We start from the raw sequence: 16,710 nt of genomic DNA, 5'->3' as shown, positions 1-16,710 counted from the left end.
TTCGATCCATATCTATAAAACTAAAATCATACTCAATTTAGAGGAGGAACTCCAAAATGGCTAAAGAAAAATTCGATCGGTCCAAAACACACGCTAACGTTGGTACAATTGGTCACGTTGACCACGGTAAAACAACTTTGACTGCTGCAATCGCAACAGTACTTGCAAAAAAAGGCGGCGGTGAAGCACGTTCATACGCTGACGTTGATAACGCACCAGAAGAAAAAGAACGCGGTATCACAATCAATACTTCACACGTTGAATACGAAACAGCAACTCGTCACTACGCACACGTAGACTGCCCAGGTCACGCCGACTATGTTAAAAACATGATCACAGGCGCTGCTCAAATGGACGGCGGGATCCTAGTTGTATCTGCAGCTGACGGCCCAATGCCACAAACTCGTGAGCACATCCTTCTTTCACGTCAAGTTGGTGTACCTTACCTAGTAGTCTTCATGAACAAATGTGACATGGTAGACGACGAAGAGCTTCTTGAGCTTGTTGAAATGGAAATTCGTGATCTTCTTTCTGAATACGACTTCCCTGGCGATGACATTCCTGTTATCAAAGGTTCAGCACTTAAAGCACTTGAAGGCGAAGAAGCATGGGAAGAAAAAATCGTTGAGCTTATGGACGCAGTTGATAGCTACATCCCAACTCCAGAGCGCGACACTGATAAGCCATTCATGATGCCTGTTGAGGATGTATTCTCAATCACAGGACGTGGTACAGTTGCTACTGGACGCGTTGAGCGTGGAGTAGTTAAAGTCGGCGATACTGTTGACATCATTGGTTTGACTGAAGAGCCTAAAGCTACAACTGTTACAGGTGTAGAAATGTTCCGTAAACTTCTTGATTACGCTGAAGCTGGCGACAACATCGGAGCATTGCTTCGTGGTGTAGCACGTGAAGACATCGAGCGTGGACAAGTACTTGCTAAGCCAGGTACTATCACTCCACACACAAACTTCAAATCTGAAGTTTATGTTCTATCAAAAGAAGAGGGTGGACGTCACACTCCATTCTTCTCAAACTACCGCCCACAGTTCTACTTCCGTACAACTGATGTAACTGGAATCATCTCTCTTCCAGAAGGCGTAGAAATGGTTATGCCTGGCGATAACGTTGAAATGACTATCGAACTGATCTCTCCAATCGCGATTGAAGAAGGTACTAAATTCTCAATCCGTGAAGGTGGACGTACAGTTGGAGCTGGCGTTGTAGCTACAATCGTTAAGTAAAACCTTTAAACCCGCCCTTGTGGCGGGTTTTTTATTTGTTTGGATATGAGAAGGAGGAAAACAACCAATGTGGGGACTGGACTATTGAGAAGTAGGCATGCATCATAGAAAGTGCTCATAAATCTCTAGGTGTGATCATAAACAATGAAAAGTGATCATTAACGAGGCGAAACGCTCATAAACAATGAAAAGTGCTCATAAACTATGCAAAGCGCTCATAAAACTCCAATAGTGATCATAAATCCTGAAAACTGCTCATAAACCTACAAAGCCGTTCCTAATCTCACGGAAGATCTCTCCAGCTGCAGAGAAATTCACTAAGCCGCGCCAAGTGCGCTCCGCTAACCAAAACCACGATTAATTTACACGCTTCGTTTTACGAAGCCACTTACTGCAGGAGAGCGTTGTCCGTTAGCTCCTCCATAGAATTCATCCTAACCCCGCAATTTGCTCATAAACGTGTGGAAGCGCTCATAAAACGTGAAACTGCTCATATCTCCACGAAATTTTTTTACGCGGTGAAATCCACCGCTTTCAATCACACAGAATCGCGCCAAGTGTATTGAAAGATTGAAACTACCCCAATTTTTAAAACCACACTTTTGAAGAATATATTGTAGAAAGGAATAGACATTAACTCCTCAGTTAAATCAATTCCCCATCTTTAATAGCAATGAGCTAGAATTTCGCGTCCCTTTAAAATAAGAGACTTGCCGAACATGATAGGTGTAAGCGCAAACTTTAGATTCTCCACATACCTACACGCATCATTCCGCAAAAAAATACTAATTACTCGTAAATATTCTCCACAAATTAGTTGCATCTATCGCCATTTCGTTCTATACTATAAAAGTTGTTAAAGAATATCGCTAAACCTATTGCGACATTCTTTTTTTATGTGTATAATGTTTAGTGTTGGTCTTTGACTGCGATGAAGCGGGAGGTTACCGACACACCCGGCCGCTTTGCCATGGCATGTGTGTGGGAAAATTTCCGTGGAGAATGTCTAGAAAATAGGCGAGAAGGAGGGAAAATAATGGCAAAACAAAAGATTCGTATCCGTTTAAAGGCTTATGATCACCGTGTGCTCGATCAATCAGCTGAAAAGATTGTTGAAACTGCAAAGCGTTCCGGAGCTAGTGTCTCAGGTCCGATTCCATTGCCGACAGAACGTTCGGTGTACACAATTCTTCGTGCGGTCCACAAATACAAGGACTCACGTGAGCAATTCGAAATGCGTACTCACAAACGTCTGATCGATATCGTCAATCCGACACCACAAACTGTTGACGCATTGATGAAGCTTGACTTACCATCAGGCGTGGACATTGAAATCAAACTTTAATGGCAAACTATAAAACTAAAAACAAATTTATCAGGAGGTGTGACAAATGACCAAAGGAATCTTAGGAAGAAAAGTCGGTATGACGCAAATCTTTGCTGAAAACGGCGATTTGATCCCCGTAACTGTAATTGCAGCTGCTCCAAACGTTGTTCTTCAAAAGAAGACAATTGAAACAGACGGCTACGAAGCAATCCAGCTCGGATTCGAAGACAAACGTGAAAAGCTTTCCAACAAACCAGAAATGGGACATGTTGCAAAAGCTGAAACGACACCTAAGCGCTTCATTCGCGAATTCCGCGGAGTAGACGTAGCTGGGTACGAAGTTGGTCAGGAAGTCAAAGTCGATACATTCGCAGAAGGCGAAATCATCGATATCACAGGAGTTTCAAAAGGTAAAGGTTTCCAAGGTGTAATTAAGCGTCACGGTTTCTCACGTGGACCAATGAGCCACGGATCTCGACACCACCGTTCTACTGGTTCAATCGGTTCGGTTGATGCTCAACGCGTATTCAAAGGTAAAAAAATGCCAGGCCGTATGGGTGGCAAAACAGTTACAATCCAAAACCTTGAAGTTGTTCGAGTTGACACAGAGCGCAACTTGTTACTAGTAAAAGGTAACGTTCCAGGTTCACGCAAATCACTAGTAGTAGTGAAAAGCGCGATTAAAGGGAACTAATTAACGAAGAAAGGAGGAAACACTAATGCCAAAAGTATCCGTAGTGAATCAAACAGGATCTGCAGCAGGCGAAATCGAATTGAATGAACATGTATTCGGAATTGAGCCGAATGAAGCAGTCCTATTCGAAGCATTGGTTCAACAACGCGCATCATTGCGTCAAGGGAACCACAAAGTAAAAACACGCGCTGAAGTAGCTGGCGGTGGTCGTAAACCATGGCGCCAAAAAGGAACAGGTCGTGCTCGTCAGGGCTCAATCAGATCCCCACAATGGCGTGGAGGCGGTATCGTATTCGGACCAACACCACGTAGCTATAGCTACAAGTTGCCGAAGAAAGTCCGTCGTCTTGCTCTTCGTTCTGCTTTGTCTTCAAAAGTACGTGACGAAGAAATGGTAGTATTAGAAGCTTTAGCTTTCGATGCACCAAAGACAAAAGAATTTACAAAAGTGCTGAAAGACTTGTCAATCAGCAAAAAAGCATTGTTCGTAACTGCTGACCTTGATGAAACAGTAGCTTTGTCTGCTCGTAACATCCCGGGAATCAGTGTCGTCACTGCTAACGGTATCAATGTTTTAGATCTAGTTGGTCACGATCAGCTAATCTTAACTAAAGATGCTGTCAAAAAAATTGAGGAGGTGCTTGGTTAATGGAATCACGTGATGTATTGAAGCGTCCGGTCATTACCGAGCGATCTTCAGAAGCAATGGAATTCAACAAGTACACTTTCGAAGTTGATACTCGCGCTAACAAAACGCATATCAAACAAGCTGTTGAAGAAATCTTCGGAGTAACAGTGGAAAAAGTGAATGTCCAGAACTACAAAGGTAAATTCAAGCGCATGGGTAAACATGCTGGTTACACGAACAAGCGCCGTAAAGCGATTGTTACACTAACTGCTGATTCTAAAGACATCGAGTTATTCGATATCTAATCACAATAAACGAAGGAGGGAACACAAATGGCGATTAAGAAATACAAACCTACCTCCAACGGACGCCGTAACATGACGACTTCAGATTTCGCGGAAATCACTGCTAGCAAACCAGAAAAATCTTTGCTTCAGCCAGTCAAACGTAAAGGCGGCCGTAACAACCAAGGTAGGATTACAGTTCGTCACCAAGGTGGCGGTCACAAGCGCCAATACCGTGTCATCGACTTCCAACGTCGGAAAGATGGCATACCAGGACGCGTTGCTACGATCGAATACGATCCAAACCGTTCTGCTAACATCGCATTGATCAACTATGCTGATGGAGAAAAACGTTACATCCTAGCTCCTAAAGGATTGACAGTTGGAATGACAATTATGTCAGGACCTGAAGCGGATATCCGCGTAGGGAACGCACTTCCACTTGAAAACATCCCTATGGGTTCTACAATCCACAACATCGAGATGAAACCTGGTAAAGGCGGACAATTAGTTCGTTCAGCTGGTACATCTGCACAATTGCTAGGTCGTGAAGGCAAATATGTCATCATCCGTTTGCAATCTGGTGAAGTTCGCATGATCTTGTCAGTTTGCCGTGCAACAATCGGTCAAGTTGGGAACGAACAACACGAACTTATCAACATCGGTAAAGCAGGACGTTCACGCTGGATGGGTAAACGCCCAACTGTACGTGGATCTGTCATGAACCCGAACGATCACCCACACGGTGGTGGTGAAGGACGTACTCCAATCGGTCGTCCGAGCCCAGTTACACCTTGGGGTAAACCAACTCTTGGTTACAAAACTCGTTCTAAGAAAAACAAATCCGACAAACTTATCGTTCGTCGTCGCAAAAAATAATGTGATTGCACTGCGGTTCAATGATTGGACCGTAGTACAAACGCAAAGGGAGGTAACGAAATGGGCCGCAGTTTGAAAAAAGGACCTTTTGCAGATGATCATTTGCTTAAAAAGGTTGACGCTCAAAAAGATGCACAAAAGAAACAAGTCATCAAGACTTGGTCACGTCGTTCAACGATTTTCCCGACTTTCATCGGATTGACGATTGCTGTATATGACGGACGTAAACACGTTCCTGTCTACGTCACTGAAGATATGGTTGGACACAAACTAGGTGAGTTCGCACCTACCCGTACTTACAGAGGCCATGGTGCCGATGATAAGAAAACGAAACGCTAATTGAGAGGAGGAATTTCTGATGCAACAAGCTAAAGCATCTGCGCAAACAGTCCGTATTGCTCCTCGTAAAGTCCGATTAGTCGTTGATCTTATCCGGGGCAAGAAAATCGGTGAAGCTGTCGCGATCCTACGTTTGACGCCGAAAGCGGCATCACCAGTCGTAGAAAAAGTTTTAAATTCAGCTATTGCTAATGCTGAGCACAACTACGAAATGAACATTGAGAACCTAATTGTTAGCGAAGTATTCGTTGATGAAGGTCCTACTATGAAACGTTTCCGTCCACGTGCGCAAGGCCGTGCGAGCGCAATCAACAAACGCACAAGCCACATCACTGTAGTGGTATCTGAAAAGAAGGAGGGATAATTCGTGGGTCAAAAAGTACATCCTAACGGTCTGCGGGTCGGTATAATTCGTGACTGGGATTCGAAATGGTATGCAGAAAAAGACTATGCGACTCTCTTGCACGAAGACCTTAAAATCCGCAAATATATCGAAACACGTTTAGTAGACGCTTCAGTTTCTAAAGTAGAAATCGAACGCGCTGCGAAAAAAGTTAACATCACTATCCACACAGCTAAGCCTGGTATGGTTATCGGTAAAGGTGGTACTGAAGTCGAAGCACTTCGTAAAAATCTTAACGAAATCTCTGGCAAGCGTGTACACATTAACATCGTTGAAATTAAGCGTGCTGATCTTGACGCGAAATTGGTTGCAGAATCAATCGCACGTCAACTAGAAAGCCGCGTATCATTCCGCCGTGCACAAAAACAAGCTATCCAACGTACAATCCGTTCTGGAGCTAAGGGTATCAAAACTCAAGTATCCGGACGTCTTGGTGGAGCTGACATCGCACGTGCAGAACATTACAGCGAAGGAACTGTTCCACTTCATACACTTCGTGCAGATATCGATTATGCACATGCTGAAGCCGATACAACATACGGTAAACTTGGAGTTAAAGTATGGATCTATCGTGGAGAAGTCCTTCCAGTGAAGAAGAACTCTGGGGAAGGAGGCAACTAATCATGTTAGTACCAAAGCGAGTAAAACATCGTCGTGTATTCCGCGGCAAAATGCGCGGACAGACAAAAGGCGGCGCAACGGTTCAATTCGGTGAGTTCGGCCTTCAGTCTCTTGAGGCTGCATGGATTACGAATCGTCAAATCGAATCAGCACGTATCGCAATGACACGTTACATGAAACGTGGCGGTAAAGTTTGGATCAATATTTTCCCACACAAATCGTATACTAAGAAGCCTCTCGAAGTTCGAATGGGTTCTGGTAAAGGTGCTGTTGAGGGATGGGTAGCAGTAGTAAAACCTGGCCGAGTTATGTTTGAAATCGCAGGCGTCTCTGAAGAGGTCGCTCGTGAAGCACTCCGCCTTGCAGCGCACAAACTTCCTGTTAAGTGTAAGTTTGTAAAACGTGAAGAAATTGGTGGTGAATCTAATGAAAGCTAATGAAATCCGTGACTTGACAACTGCAGAGATCGAGCAAAAAGTGAAATCACTGAAAGAAGAGCTTTTCAACCTTCGCTTCCAGTTAGCGACAGGACAATTAGAAAACACTGCACGCATCCGTGAAGTACGCAAATCGATTGCGCGCATGAAGACAGTAATACGTCAAAGAGAAATCAGTGCAAATAACTGATGAAGGAGGTTGCACCCATGACTGAGCGTAACCAACGCAAAGTATACACAGGCCGTGTTGTATCCGACAAAATGGACAAAACGGTAACGGTAATGGTAGAAACACACAAGAAACATTCTTTGTATGGCAAGCGTGTAAAGTATTCTAAAAAATATAAAGCACATGATGAAATGAACGAAGCTAAGATCGGCGATGTAGTCCGTATTATGGAAACTCGTCCGTTATCAGCTACAAAGCGTTTCCGCCTTCTTGAAGTAGTCGAAAAAGCGGTCATCATCTAATAACGTTCGGAACACAGTATCCGAGGGGAGGTAACCAAATTGATTCAACAGGAATCCCGCATGAAAGTCGCAGATAACTCTGGCGCACGTGAAGTGCTTACAATTAAAGTTCTTGGCGGTTCAGGCCGTAAAGTTGCAAACATCGGCGACGTTGTCGTTGTTACAGTTAAGAAAGCAACACCAGGTGGCGTTGTTAAGAAGGGTGAAGTCGTTAAAGCGGTTATCGTTCGTACTAAGAGCGGTATGCGTCGTAAAGACGGATCTTATATCTCATTCGACGAGAATGCTTGTGTCATCATTAAAGACGACAAGAGCCCTCGTGGAACACGTATTTTCGGACCAGTTGCACGCGAATTACGCGACAGCAACTTCATGAAAATCATTTCTCTTGCTCCAGAAGTACTTTAATTAAGAGCAGTGCCAATCAAGGAGGTGCAACAGAATGCACATTAAAAAAGGCGATAAAGTAAAAGTTATCTCCGGGAAAGACAAAGGGAAGACAGGTGTCATCCTTTCCGTATTCCCGAACAAAGAACGAATCCTCGTTGAAGGCGTGAACATTGTTAAAAAGCATACAAAGCCGAACCAAGCGAATCCGCAAGGTGGTATTGTAAGCCTTGAAGCTGCAATTCACGTATCTAACGTAATGTTCGTTGACCCTAAGTCTGGCGAACCTACACGTATCGGTTACAAGATTGAAGAAAAAACCGAAGGCGACAAAACATTCCGTGTTAAGTCCCGTGTTGCGAAGAAGTCTGGCGAAGTTATCGACGAAATTAGCAAAAAAGAACTTCAAAAATAACTCTCTAAGAAGGGAGGTTCTTCTGAATGAGCCGATTAAAGGATAAATACCAAAAAGAAATCACGCCTGCTCTCATGAGCAAGTTCAACTATACATCTGTAATGCAAGTACCAAAGGTTGATAAGATTGTTATCAATATGGGTGTTGGCGACGCGGTTCAAAACACAAAAGCACTTGATGCTGCAGTGGAAGACTTGACAATTATTTCAGGTCAAAAACCAGTCGTGACTAAAGCGAAGAAATCTATCGCTGGATTCCGTCTTCGTGAAGGAATGCCTATCGGAACAAAAGTTACTCTACGTGGAGAACGCATGTATGAGTTCCTGGACAAATTGATCGCTGTATCACTTCCACGTGTACGTGACTTCCGTGGTGTATCGAATAAATCATTCGACGGACGCGGTAACTACACACTTGGTGTGAAAGAGCAACTAATTTTCCCGGAAATTGACTTCGATAAAGTGTCTAAAGTACGCGGAATGGATATCGTCATCGTTACGACTGCCAACTCAGACGAGGAAGCTCGTGAGTTGCTAGCGCAGTGCGGCATGCCGTTCCAAAAGTAAACATAAGGGAGGCGTAAAACGTGGCTAAAAAATCAATGATCGCAAAACAGAAACGTACGCCAAAGTTCCAGGTTCAAGAATATACACGTTGTGAGCGCTGTGGGCGTCCGCACTCAGTATATCGGAAGTTTAAACTTTGCCGTATTTGTTTCCGCGAACTCGCATACAAAGGACAAATTCCTGGCGTTAAAAAAGCAAGCTGGTAAACCCCATTTTGGGAAGGAGGTTAATGTAATGACAATGAGTGATCCGATCGCAGATATGCTTACTCGCATTCGTAACGCCAACATGGTGCGTCACGAGAAGCTTGAAGTACCTGCTTCAAACCTTAAAAAAGAGATCGCAGAAATCCTCAAACGTGAAGGTTTCGTCCGCGACGTAGAATATGTGGAAGATAGCAAACAAGGCATCATCCGCATTTTCCTCAAATATGGTAAAAACGAAGAACGCGTAATCACTGGACTCAAGCGTATTTCTAAGCCTGGTCTTCGTGTATATGCAAAGTCAACAGAAGTGCCAAGAGTGTTGAACGGACTAGGTATCGCCCTTGTTTCAACTTCTAACGGTGTTTTGACTGATAAAGAAGCTCGTGCTAAACAAGTTGGCGGAGAAGTCGTCGCTTACGTTTGGTAATCTGTAACAATTGAATGGAGGTGCAAACAAATGTCCCGAATTGGTAAACGTCCGATAGAGGTGCCTGAAAACGTAACAGTTACGATCGATGAGAATAACTTCGTTACAGTTAAAGGACCGAAAGGCGAACTTACAAATACATTTACTAAAGACATAAAGATCGAACAAGAAGGTAACGTGATCACTTTGACACGTCCATCTGAATCGAAAGAACACCGTTCGATGCACGGAACTACTCGTTCGCTTCTAGCGAACATGGTTACTGGAGTATCTACTGGTTTCGAGCGCTCGCTTGAACTAGTTGGTGTCGGGTATCGTGCTTCAATGCAAGGAACTAAACTTGTATTGAACGTTGGTTACTCACAACCGGTAGAATTCACACCGGAAGAGGGCATTCAAGTTGAAGTGCCTGCTAACACAAAAATTATCGTTCGCGGTACTAACAAAGAACGCGTTGGTGCTCTTGCTTCTAACATCCGCAAAGTACGTCCACCAGAGCCTTATAAAGGTAAAGGTATTAAGTACGAAGGCGAAGTTGTTCGACGCAAAGAAGGTAAAACAGGTAAATAATGCCGCATAGGCATCCGGAAGGAGTGACCTCGAGTGATCACAAAACAAGATAAGAACGCTACCCGCAGAAAGCGGCATGCACGTGTCCGTACAAAGATCAACGGTACTGCTGAGCGTCCTCGCTTGAACGTATACCGTTCAAACAAACACATCTATGCACAACTTATTGATGATGCAAACGGTGTAACACTTGCTAGCGCATCAACAATGGATAAAGAATTCTCAACGGATTCTTCTTCTAATGCTGACGCTGCTGTTAAAGTGGGCGAAATGATTGCGAAAAAAGGTGCAGAAAAGAATGTCAAAGTTGTCGTATTCGACCGCGGAGGCTATTTGTACCACGGCCGCGTCAAAGCACTAGCTGACGCTGCTCGCGAAAATGGACTTGAATTTTAATTAAGAAGGAGGGACATATTCCATGCGTCGTAATGAACAAAACAAAAGTGAATTCGAAGAGCGCGTAGTTACCATCAACCGCGTAGCTAAAGTTGTAAAAGGCGGACGTCGTTTCCGTTTTACTGCTCTAGTCGTTGTTGGTGATAAAAACGGCCGCGTTGGTTTCGGTACTGGGAAAGCACAAGAAGTTCCAGATGCAATCCGTAAAGCAATCGAAGATGCGAAGAAAAACCTAATCGAAGTACCAATGGTCAAAGGCACAACGCCTCACCAGATCATCGGCCACTTCGGAGCAGGTCAGATTCTTATCAAACCGGCTGCACCAGGTACAGGAGTTATCGCCGGCGGACCAGTCCGTGCGGTACTTGAACTTGCAGGAATCACGGATATCCTTTCTAAATCACTAGGTTCTAACACACCAATCAACATGGTTCGTGCTACAATCCAGGGATTGACGAATTTGAAGCGTGCTGAAGATGTAGCGCAGCTACGTGGTAAATCCGTAGAAGAACTGTTAGGTTAAGGGGGGAAACACAATGGCAAATAAACTTGAGATCACCCTTACTAAAAGCGTGATTGGCGCTAAGCCAGCACAACGTAAAACAGTTGAAGCTCTTGGGCTTCGCAAAATGAACCAAACGGTTGAGCACCAAGATAATGTCGCTATCCGCGGCATGATCAACAAGGTCAGCCATTTGGTTACTGTAAACGAACAATAATTTGTTATTCTTGAATAAGGAGGTGCCGAAAGATGAAATTACACGAAATGAAACCTGCAGAAGGTGCTCGTAAAGAACGCAAACGTGTTGGTCGTGGTATGGGATCTGGATCAGGTAAAACATCTGGTAGAGGTCACAACGGTCAAAACTCACGTTCAGGCGGCGGTGTACGTCTTGGATTCGAAGGTGGACAACTTCCACTATTCCAACGTCTACCTAAGCGCGGATTTACGAACATTAATCGTAAAGAATATGCCATCGTAAACCTTGAAACGTTAAATCGTTTTGATGAAGGCACAGAAGTAACACCAGAATTGTTGATTGAAACAGGAATCGTGAGCAATGAAAAATCCGGTATTAAGATTCTTGGTAATGGGACTCTTGAGAAGAAGATTACTGTCAGAGCTCATAAATTCTCTGCTTCTGCTAAAGAAGCGATCGAGAAAGCGGGCGGGCAAGTCGAGGTGGTATAATGTTTCAGACAATCTCAAACTTCATGCGAGTAAAAGAGATACGGTCTAAAATAATTTTCACACTGCTATTGCTCATCGTATTCCGTCTCGGTACATTTATAACGGTACCGAACGTGGATGCGACTGCGCTCCAGCAATCGGACAATCAATTCATTGGATTTTTGAACATTTTTGGTGGAGGAGCACTTTCTAAGTTCTCAATCTTCGCCATGGGGATCATGCCGTACATCACTGCGTCAATCATCGTGCAACTTTTGCAGATGGACGTTGTGCCGAAATTTTCTGAGTGGGCAAAACAAGGGGATGTCGGAAGACGGAAGCTTGCACAATTCACTCGTTATTTCACCATGATTCTTGCGTTTATCCAAGCGATCGCTATGTCATTTGGATTCAACCAAATGTTCCAAGGAAGACTTGTTGAAGATAACGGAGTTTCGACGTATATTGTCATCGCTCTTGTGTTGACAGCAGGTACCGCTTTTCTTCTCTGGCTCGGCGAGCAGATTACAGCGAAAGGTGTCGGTAATGGTATTTCAATCATTATCTTCGCCGGAATCGTTGCTGCTATTCCGAATGCAGTCAACCAATTGTACGTGTCACAGATCCAAGATGCTGGGGATGCTTTGTTCATCCGTATTGCAATGATGGTTCTGTTACTTGTTGCAGTTATTGCAATTACAGTTGGCGTGATCTACTTCCAGGAAGCATTGCGTAAAATTCCAATTCAATATGCAAAACGGGTGACGGGTCGTGGGCAGACTTCTGCTGGACAACAAACTCACCTACCACTGAAACTGAACGCTGCAGGGGTTATCCCAGTCATCTTTGCGGTTGCGTTCTTTACAACGCCGCAATTACTTGGCACGTTCTTCAGTGACAACAGTACTGTTTCTGCTATTACGCGAGTGCTCAACTATTCGCATCCAGCCGGCATGGCACTGTATATCGGTCTGATCGTTGCCTTCACTTATTTCTACGCATTTGTTCAGGTTAATCCTGAGAATGTCGCAGACAATTTGAAGAAACAAGGGGCTTATATCCCAGGGATTCGTCCTGGTCAGAATACACAGGACTATTTGACAAGCACGCTCTATCGTCTGACTTTTGTTGGATCGATTTTCCTTGCTACTGTCGCAGTTCTTCCGATTATTATTATTGAAATTGCAAATCTTCCACAGTCCGCTCAAATCGGTGGTACCAGCTTGCTAATCGTTGTCGGGGTTGCCCTCGAAACAATGAAGCAGCTTGAATCACAATTGGTTAAGCGTCACTACAGAGGATTTATGAAATAAATTCAAGTGAAGAGTTTCTCCACTTGAATATCTTTGGAGGGCAAGGCGTATGAACATCGTATTAATGGGTCTGCCTGGTGCCGGTAAAGGAACTCAGGCCGACAAAATTGTCGAAAAGTACGGAATCCCTCATATTTCTACAGGCGATATGTTCCGTGCTGCAATACAAGAAGGCACGGAACTTGGAGTCAAAGCTAAATCGTATATGGATCAGGGAGCACTTGTTCCTGATGAAGTTACGATTGGTATTGTCAGTGAGCGTCTTCGCAAACCTGACTGTGATAACGGTTTTCTATTAGATGGTTTCCCACGTACTGTCCCTCAAGCGGAAGCGCTTGACGGCATACTTGAGGGAATGTCTCGGAAAATCGAACATGCACTCAACATCCAGGTAGACAAAGAACTCCTTGTTGCTCGGCTGACGGGTCGCCGGATCTGTAAAGTTTGCGGAACGTCTTACCACCTCGAATTCAACCCGCCAAAGGTTGAAGGCGTATGTGATAAAGACGGAGGCGAACTCTATCAAAGAGCTGATGACAATCCGGAAACTGTCACAAACCGTCTGGAAGTAAATATGAAACAATCTGCACCGCTGCTGTCGTTTTACGATGGAAAAGGCGTGCTGACAAACATTGATGGTCAGCAAGACATTAATGACGTATTTCACGACGTGGATACTGTGTTAACTGCACAGGTTCACTAAGCCTTTCCGAAGCATGCAGACGTCAGGGCATCACGTCCGGCAGCGTTCTGCTGTACGGAAGGAGCAATTGATTAGATTGAGCTGCAAAAGCAGTTGATGCTAAGTGGAAATTGGTAACAGTCGGCAGTTAAACGCTCGGTACTTCATGAATGCATTTTATAGCTCTTCGGAGTATAATGTGTTGTTGTGAGTGGGTTTGTTGTCCTAGGGCACACAGATCAGAAGCGCACTGTCGGTGATGTTTGATCCGATTTGAAGTTCCAAACAACATTTCGGGACCGGCAAACTGGCATGAATTGTGATTTGCGTCTTTTCGAACATCACTCGCGCATACCGGACATATGTTGAAGAAGCTTGTAAAGCGACTGATGCCGCTCGGAAGGTGAGGGCCTTTATAGGATATAGAAGGGAGACTGAGCTGATGGCGAAAGATGACGTAATCGAAATTGAAGGTACTGTAATAGATACGTTGCCGAATGCGATGTTCAAAGTGGAATTGGAAAACGGACATACTGTGCTTGCACATGTATCCGGTAAAATCCGTATGCACTTCATCCGCATTTTGCCTGGTGATAAAGTGACAATCGAATTGTCGCCTTATGACTTAACACGTGGTCGCATCACATACCGTTTCAAATAAAATTTTGCAACTCCGGACTAATGAAGGAGGTTGGGTAAGATGAAAGTAAGACCATCTGTAAAACCGATCTGCGAAAAATGCAAAGTTATTCGCAGACGCGGCCGAGTAATGGTAATCTGTGAAAATCCAAAGCACAAACAGCGTCAAGGATAATATAAAGGAGGTGCGCAACCTATATGGCACGTATTGCTGGTGTAGACGTACCGCGCGATAAGCGCGTTGTAATTTCATTGACTTACATCTACGGAATTGGGAAAACGACAGCACAGAAAGTTCTTGCTGCAGCTGACGTTTCAGAAGAGACACGCGTTCGTGATTTAACTGATGCGGAACTCGACAAAATCCGTGAACAATTAGATGCATTGAAAGTAGAAGGGGATCTTCGCCGTGAAACTTCTCTTAACATCAAACGTTTGATGGAAATCGGAAGCTTCCGTGGAATCCGTCACCGTCGTGGATTGCCTGTACGCGGACAAAACACAAAAAACAATGCACGTACACGTAAAGGTCCTAAGCGGACTGTTGCAAACAAAAAGAAATAATAGGTAAAGGAGGTATTTTCGAACATGGCACGTAAACAACAAACTCGTAAACGTCGTGTAAAAAAGAATATTGAATCCGGTATTGCACATATCCGCTCGACGTTCAACAATACAATCGTAACGATTACTGACACTCACGGAAACGCAATTTCATGGTCTAGTGCTGGTGCACTTGGTTTCCGCGGATCACGTAAATCGACTCCTTTTGCGGCTCAAATGGCTGCAGAAACAGCTGCGAAATCTTCAATGGAACACGGTCTTAAAACTTTGGAAGTTACTGTTAAAGGTCCTGGTGCTGGTCGTGAAGCTGCGATTCGTTCACTACAAGCTGCTGGTCTTGAGGTCACAGCAATCCGTGACGTAACGCCTGTTCCGCACAACGGATGCCGTCCTCCAAAACGTCGTCGTGTTTAATGGTTTCTATTCCAATTGATTGAGAAACACAATTTTTGGTAAGAATGAATTGTGCGATTGCATTTTGCTGTCTATAAAAATCGATTTCAATAAGGAACGACCCACACACACGTTTTGAAGGAGGGTAAATGAATGATCGAGATTGAGAAACCGAAGATTGAAACCGTTATGGTTGCTGATGATTCCATGTTTGGTAAGTTTGTTATCGAACCATTGGAACGAGGGTATGGAAATACTTTAGGGAATTCATTACGCCGCGTCTTGTTGTCTTCTCTGCCTGGAGCTGCCGTAACATCGATTCAAATCGATGGCGTTCTTCATGAGTTCTCAACAGTCGAAGGTGTCGTAGAAGACGTAGCGACTATTATTCTAAACGTGAAACAATTAGCTCTTAAAATCTATTCTGATGACGAGAAAGTTATTGAAATAGATGTTAAAGGCGAAGGTAAGGTAACTGCTGCTGACATTACTCATGATAGTGATGTAGAAGTATTGAATCCGAATCTTCAAATTGCGACACTTGGGAAAAATGGTCACCTCCGTATGCGCATGTATGCAGTACGAGGAAGAGGCTATGCTCCTTCGGTACAAAACAAACGTGATGACCTTGCGATTGGTGTAATTCCAATCGATTCTATCTACACACCGGTATCTCGTGTAAACTTCCAAGTTGAAAATACTCGGGTTGGTCAAAGTACAAACTTTGATAAGTTAACACTAGATGTTTGGACAGATGGTAGTATTGGTCCTAAAGAATCTGTTTCGCTGGGTGCTAAAATCCTTACGGAACATTTAAATATTTTTGTCGGTATGACAGACGAAGCACAAACTGCAGAGATTATGGTAGAAAAAGAAGAAGACCAAAAAGAAAAAGTTCTTGAGATGACTATCGAAGAATTAGATCTTTCTGTTCGTTCTTACAACTGCCTGAAGCGTGCAGGCATCAATACCGTTATGGAACTTGCTAACAAGTCCGAGGACGAAATGATGAAAGTGCGTAATCTTGGCCGAAAATCACTTGAAGAAGTAAAGCTGAAGTTGGAAGAGTTGAATCTAGGATTACGCTCTGAAGATTGAAAGCAGAATTAGATTGAAGGAGGGAATCTTCTATGGGTTACAGAAAACTTGGACGCACAAGTTCACAGCGTAAAGCGATGCTACGGGACCTGGCAACAGACCTAATCATCCACGAACGCATCCAAACAACGGAAGCACGTGCGAAAGAGCTTCGTTCAGTTGTTGAAAAAATGATCACACTTGGTAAGCGTGGGGACTTGCATGCACGCCGTCAGGTAGCTGAATTCATCCGCCGTGAAGTAATTCTTGGTACTGATGATGAAGGTAAAGAAACTAAGACATTTGCCATTCAAAAATTGTTTGACGATGTTGCACCGCGCTATGCAGAACGCCAGGGCGGATACACACGAATCATGAAGATGGGACCGCGCCGTGGAGACGGAGCACCTGTTGTAGTCATCGAACTCGTGTAAGGAACTTGGGGGTGTGACTGGCGACAGCCACACCCTCTTTCCACATAATGATTTATACGACAATATGAAAAGCTGAGTGTTATGATCGACAGACATCGTTTCTGATTGGTCTAGCTCTACGCATCTCATCCGCGATGACGGCT

The 16,710-nt window shown here is 44.1% G+C and carries 30 protein-coding genes; all 30 read left to right on the top strand.

The features are described 5' to 3' along the window. The first annotated feature begins 56 nt into the window (after positions 1 to 56). The 30 genes from tuf (at position 57) to rplQ (ending at position 16,567) form a co-directional block, all read left to right on the top strand. Positions 57 to 1,244, top strand: coding sequence for an elongation factor Tu (tuf, locus tag RL70_RS10295; protein ID WP_039043316.1), 1,188 nt, complete (start codon positions 57 to 59; stop codon positions 1,242 to 1,244). Between the two features lie 1,036 nt (positions 1,245 to 2,280). After that, positions 2,281 to 2,589 (top strand): 30S ribosomal protein S10, encoded by a 309-nt coding sequence (gene rpsJ / locus RL70_RS10290; RefSeq protein ID WP_025783865.1) that lies wholly within the window; start codon positions 2,281 to 2,283, stop codon positions 2,587 to 2,589. 46 nt (positions 2,590 to 2,635) lie between these two features. Beyond that, positions 2,636 to 3,265, top strand: a complete 630-nt coding sequence (gene rplC / locus RL70_RS10285) for a 50S ribosomal protein L3 (RefSeq protein WP_039043315.1) — start codon at positions 2,636 to 2,638, stop codon at positions 3,263 to 3,265. A 25-nt stretch (positions 3,266 to 3,290) separates the two neighbouring features. Next, a complete protein-coding gene (rplD, locus tag RL70_RS10280; RefSeq protein ID WP_039043314.1) occupies positions 3,291 to 3,914 on the top strand; it encodes a 50S ribosomal protein L4 in 624 nt (207 codons plus the stop codon). Beyond that, positions 3,914 to 4,198 carry a 50S ribosomal protein L23 gene (gene rplW, locus RL70_RS10275; RefSeq protein WP_039043313.1) on the top strand — a complete coding sequence of 95 codons (285 nt, stop codon included), beginning with the start codon at positions 3,914 to 3,916 and terminating at the stop codon, positions 4,196 to 4,198. The genes rplD and rplW overlap by 1 nt, the downstream gene beginning before the upstream one ends. 27 nt (positions 4,199 to 4,225) lie before the next feature. Next, positions 4,226 to 5,056, top strand: coding sequence for a 50S ribosomal protein L2 (rplB, locus tag RL70_RS10270; protein ID WP_039043312.1), 831 nt, complete (start codon positions 4,226 to 4,228; stop codon positions 5,054 to 5,056). A 60-nt stretch (positions 5,057 to 5,116) separates the two neighbouring features. Continuing rightward, positions 5,117 to 5,395 carry a 30S ribosomal protein S19 gene (gene rpsS, locus RL70_RS10265; RefSeq protein ID WP_039043311.1) on the top strand — a complete coding sequence of 93 codons (279 nt, stop codon included), beginning with the start codon at positions 5,117 to 5,119 and terminating at the stop codon, positions 5,393 to 5,395. Positions 5,396 to 5,414: 19 nt separating this feature from the next. Then, complete coding sequence (gene rplV / locus RL70_RS10260; protein WP_025783859.1) at positions 5,415 to 5,759, top strand: 50S ribosomal protein L22; 345 nt, start codon at positions 5,415 to 5,417, stop codon at positions 5,757 to 5,759. Between the two features lie 3 nt (positions 5,760 to 5,762). Next, complete coding sequence (gene rpsC / locus RL70_RS10255) at positions 5,763 to 6,419, top strand: 30S ribosomal protein S3 (RefSeq protein ID WP_039043310.1); 657 nt, start codon at positions 5,763 to 5,765, stop codon at positions 6,417 to 6,419. 2 nt (positions 6,420 to 6,421) lie between these two features. Beyond that, positions 6,422 to 6,856, top strand: a complete 435-nt coding sequence (gene rplP / locus RL70_RS10250; protein ID WP_025783857.1) for a 50S ribosomal protein L16 — start codon at positions 6,422 to 6,424, stop codon at positions 6,854 to 6,856. Further along, entirely contained in the window at positions 6,846 to 7,046 is a 201-nt protein-coding gene (gene rpmC / locus RL70_RS10245) for a 50S ribosomal protein L29 (RefSeq protein ID WP_025783856.1), read from the top strand. Before rplP ends, rpmC begins: the two co-directional genes overlap by 11 nt. A gap of 17 nt (positions 7,047 to 7,063) precedes the next feature. Then, positions 7,064 to 7,327: a 30S ribosomal protein S17 gene (gene rpsQ, locus RL70_RS10240; protein WP_025783855.1), complete on the top strand. Its 264-nt coding sequence runs from the start codon at positions 7,064 to 7,066 to the stop codon at positions 7,325 to 7,327. A 39-nt stretch (positions 7,328 to 7,366) separates the two neighbouring features. Further along, positions 7,367 to 7,735 (top strand): 50S ribosomal protein L14, encoded by a 369-nt coding sequence (gene rplN, locus RL70_RS10235; RefSeq protein ID WP_039043309.1) that lies wholly within the window; start codon positions 7,367 to 7,369, stop codon positions 7,733 to 7,735. A gap of 34 nt (positions 7,736 to 7,769) precedes the next feature. Beyond that, positions 7,770 to 8,129: a 50S ribosomal protein L24 gene (gene rplX, locus RL70_RS10230; RefSeq protein ID WP_039043308.1), complete on the top strand. Its 360-nt coding sequence runs from the start codon at positions 7,770 to 7,772 to the stop codon at positions 8,127 to 8,129. Positions 8,130 to 8,155: 26 nt separating this feature from the next. Next, positions 8,156 to 8,695, top strand: coding sequence for a 50S ribosomal protein L5 (gene rplE, locus RL70_RS10225; RefSeq protein ID WP_025783852.1), 540 nt, complete (start codon positions 8,156 to 8,158; stop codon positions 8,693 to 8,695). 20 nt (positions 8,696 to 8,715) lie between these two features. Next, complete coding sequence (gene rpsN / locus RL70_RS10220) at positions 8,716 to 8,901, top strand: 30S ribosomal protein S14 (RefSeq protein WP_025783851.1); 186 nt, start codon at positions 8,716 to 8,718, stop codon at positions 8,899 to 8,901. Between the two features lie 28 nt (positions 8,902 to 8,929). Next, entirely contained in the window at positions 8,930 to 9,328 is a 399-nt protein-coding gene (gene rpsH / locus RL70_RS10215; RefSeq protein WP_025783850.1) for a 30S ribosomal protein S8, read from the top strand. 30 nt (positions 9,329 to 9,358) lie between these two features. Continuing rightward, positions 9,359 to 9,898, top strand: a complete 540-nt coding sequence (rplF, locus tag RL70_RS10210) for a 50S ribosomal protein L6 (protein ID WP_039043307.1) — start codon at positions 9,359 to 9,361, stop codon at positions 9,896 to 9,898. Between the two features lie 33 nt (positions 9,899 to 9,931). Beyond that, a complete protein-coding gene (gene rplR / locus RL70_RS10205; protein ID WP_039043306.1) occupies positions 9,932 to 10,294 on the top strand; it encodes a 50S ribosomal protein L18 in 363 nt (120 codons plus the stop codon). 22 nt (positions 10,295 to 10,316) lie between these two features. Beyond that, complete coding sequence (gene rpsE / locus RL70_RS10200) at positions 10,317 to 10,817, top strand: 30S ribosomal protein S5 (protein ID WP_039043305.1); 501 nt, start codon at positions 10,317 to 10,319, stop codon at positions 10,815 to 10,817. Between the two features lie 13 nt (positions 10,818 to 10,830). Next, entirely contained in the window at positions 10,831 to 11,013 is a 183-nt protein-coding gene (gene rpmD, locus RL70_RS10195; protein ID WP_039043304.1) for a 50S ribosomal protein L30, read from the top strand. 32 nt (positions 11,014 to 11,045) lie between these two features. Further along, positions 11,046 to 11,486: a 50S ribosomal protein L15 gene (rplO, locus tag RL70_RS10190; RefSeq protein WP_025783845.1), complete on the top strand. Its 441-nt coding sequence runs from the start codon at positions 11,046 to 11,048 to the stop codon at positions 11,484 to 11,486. Beyond that, positions 11,486 to 12,778 carry a preprotein translocase subunit SecY gene (secY, locus tag RL70_RS10185; RefSeq protein WP_039043303.1) on the top strand — a complete coding sequence of 431 codons (1,293 nt, stop codon included), beginning with the start codon at positions 11,486 to 11,488 and terminating at the stop codon, positions 12,776 to 12,778. Before rplO ends, secY begins: the two co-directional genes overlap by 1 nt. A 49-nt stretch (positions 12,779 to 12,827) precedes the next feature. Then, positions 12,828 to 13,481, top strand: a complete 654-nt coding sequence (locus tag RL70_RS10180) for an adenylate kinase (RefSeq protein ID WP_039043302.1) — start codon at positions 12,828 to 12,830, stop codon at positions 13,479 to 13,481. Between the two features lie 421 nt (positions 13,482 to 13,902). Beyond that, complete coding sequence (infA, locus tag RL70_RS10175; RefSeq protein WP_025783842.1) at positions 13,903 to 14,121, top strand: translation initiation factor IF-1; 219 nt, start codon at positions 13,903 to 13,905, stop codon at positions 14,119 to 14,121. Between the two features lie 39 nt (positions 14,122 to 14,160). Continuing rightward, positions 14,161 to 14,274: a 50S ribosomal protein L36 gene (rpmJ, locus tag RL70_RS17565; RefSeq protein WP_076758849.1), complete on the top strand. Its 114-nt coding sequence runs from the start codon at positions 14,161 to 14,163 to the stop codon at positions 14,272 to 14,274. A 23-nt stretch (positions 14,275 to 14,297) separates the two neighbouring features. After that, positions 14,298 to 14,663 carry a 30S ribosomal protein S13 gene (gene rpsM, locus RL70_RS10170; protein ID WP_039043301.1) on the top strand — a complete coding sequence of 122 codons (366 nt, stop codon included), beginning with the start codon at positions 14,298 to 14,300 and terminating at the stop codon, positions 14,661 to 14,663. Between the two features lie 24 nt (positions 14,664 to 14,687). After that, complete coding sequence (gene rpsK, locus RL70_RS10165) at positions 14,688 to 15,077, top strand: 30S ribosomal protein S11 (RefSeq protein ID WP_039043300.1); 390 nt, start codon at positions 14,688 to 14,690, stop codon at positions 15,075 to 15,077. A 132-nt stretch (positions 15,078 to 15,209) separates the two neighbouring features. Next, positions 15,210 to 16,154: a DNA-directed RNA polymerase subunit alpha gene (locus RL70_RS10160; protein WP_039043299.1), complete on the top strand. Its 945-nt coding sequence runs from the start codon at positions 15,210 to 15,212 to the stop codon at positions 16,152 to 16,154. Between the two features lie 32 nt (positions 16,155 to 16,186). Beyond that, a complete protein-coding gene (rplQ, locus tag RL70_RS10155; RefSeq protein ID WP_025783838.1) occupies positions 16,187 to 16,567 on the top strand; it encodes a 50S ribosomal protein L17 in 381 nt (126 codons plus the stop codon). Positions 16,568 to 16,710 lie beyond the last annotated feature (143 nt).

Source organism: Sporosarcina sp. ZBG7A (assembly GCF_000813425.1).
GTDB lineage: Bacteria > Bacillota > Bacilli > Bacillales_A > Planococcaceae > Sporosarcina.
Note: the sequence above shows the minus strand (reverse complement) of the source record. Positions and strands in the feature narration are given on the sequence as shown.

Bases quoted from the DNA above. Each gene is read 5' to 3' on its own strand.
- rplW (WP_039043313.1), top strand. From the start codon at position 3,914: ATGGAATCACGTGATGTATTGAAGCGTCCGGTCATTACCGAGCGATCT.
- rplC (WP_039043315.1), top strand. From the start codon at position 2,636: ATGACCAAAGGAATCTTAGGAAGAAAAGTCGGTATGACGCAAATCTTT.
- rplO (WP_025783845.1), top strand. From the start codon at position 11,046: ATGAAATTACACGAAATGAAACCTGCAGAAGGTGCTCGTAAAGAACGC.
- rpsK (WP_039043300.1), top strand. From the start codon at position 14,688: ATGGCACGTAAACAACAAACTCGTAAACGTCGTGTAAAAAAGAATATT.
- rplP (WP_025783857.1), top strand. From the start codon at position 6,422: ATGTTAGTACCAAAGCGAGTAAAACATCGTCGTGTATTCCGCGGCAAA.
- rpmD (WP_039043304.1), top strand. From the start codon at position 10,831: ATGGCAAATAAACTTGAGATCACCCTTACTAAAAGCGTGATTGGCGCT.
- tuf (WP_039043316.1), top strand. From the start codon at position 57: ATGGCTAAAGAAAAATTCGATCGGTCCAAAACACACGCTAACGTTGGT.
- RL70_RS10180 (WP_039043302.1), top strand. From the start codon at position 12,828: ATGAACATCGTATTAATGGGTCTGCCTGGTGCCGGTAAAGGAACTCAG.
- rpsS (WP_039043311.1), top strand. From the start codon at position 5,117: ATGGGCCGCAGTTTGAAAAAAGGACCTTTTGCAGATGATCATTTGCTT.
- rplV (WP_025783859.1), top strand. From the start codon at position 5,415: ATGCAACAAGCTAAAGCATCTGCGCAAACAGTCCGTATTGCTCCTCGT.
- rpsM (WP_039043301.1), top strand. From the start codon at position 14,298: ATGGCACGTATTGCTGGTGTAGACGTACCGCGCGATAAGCGCGTTGTA.
- rpsE (WP_039043305.1), top strand. From the start codon at position 10,317: ATGCGTCGTAATGAACAAAACAAAAGTGAATTCGAAGAGCGCGTAGTT.
- secY (WP_039043303.1), top strand. From the start codon at position 11,486: ATGTTTCAGACAATCTCAAACTTCATGCGAGTAAAAGAGATACGGTCT.
- infA (WP_025783842.1), top strand. From the start codon at position 13,903: ATGGCGAAAGATGACGTAATCGAAATTGAAGGTACTGTAATAGATACG.
- rpsJ (WP_025783865.1), top strand. From the start codon at position 2,281: ATGGCAAAACAAAAGATTCGTATCCGTTTAAAGGCTTATGATCACCGT.
- rpsQ (WP_025783855.1), top strand. From the start codon at position 7,064: ATGACTGAGCGTAACCAACGCAAAGTATACACAGGCCGTGTTGTATCC.
- rplB (WP_039043312.1), top strand. From the start codon at position 4,226: ATGGCGATTAAGAAATACAAACCTACCTCCAACGGACGCCGTAACATG.
- rpsH (WP_025783850.1), top strand. From the start codon at position 8,930: ATGACAATGAGTGATCCGATCGCAGATATGCTTACTCGCATTCGTAAC.
- rplF (WP_039043307.1), top strand. From the start codon at position 9,359: ATGTCCCGAATTGGTAAACGTCCGATAGAGGTGCCTGAAAACGTAACA.
- rplQ (WP_025783838.1), top strand. From the start codon at position 16,187: ATGGGTTACAGAAAACTTGGACGCACAAGTTCACAGCGTAAAGCGATG.
- rplE (WP_025783852.1), top strand. From the start codon at position 8,156: ATGAGCCGATTAAAGGATAAATACCAAAAAGAAATCACGCCTGCTCTC.
- rpmC (WP_025783856.1), top strand. From the start codon at position 6,846: ATGAAAGCTAATGAAATCCGTGACTTGACAACTGCAGAGATCGAGCAA.
- rplX (WP_039043308.1), top strand. From the start codon at position 7,770: ATGCACATTAAAAAAGGCGATAAAGTAAAAGTTATCTCCGGGAAAGAC.
- rplD (WP_039043314.1), top strand. From the start codon at position 3,291: ATGCCAAAAGTATCCGTAGTGAATCAAACAGGATCTGCAGCAGGCGAA.
- RL70_RS10160 (WP_039043299.1), top strand. From the start codon at position 15,210: ATGATCGAGATTGAGAAACCGAAGATTGAAACCGTTATGGTTGCTGAT.
- rpmJ (WP_076758849.1), top strand. From the start codon at position 14,161: ATGAAAGTAAGACCATCTGTAAAACCGATCTGCGAAAAATGCAAAGTT.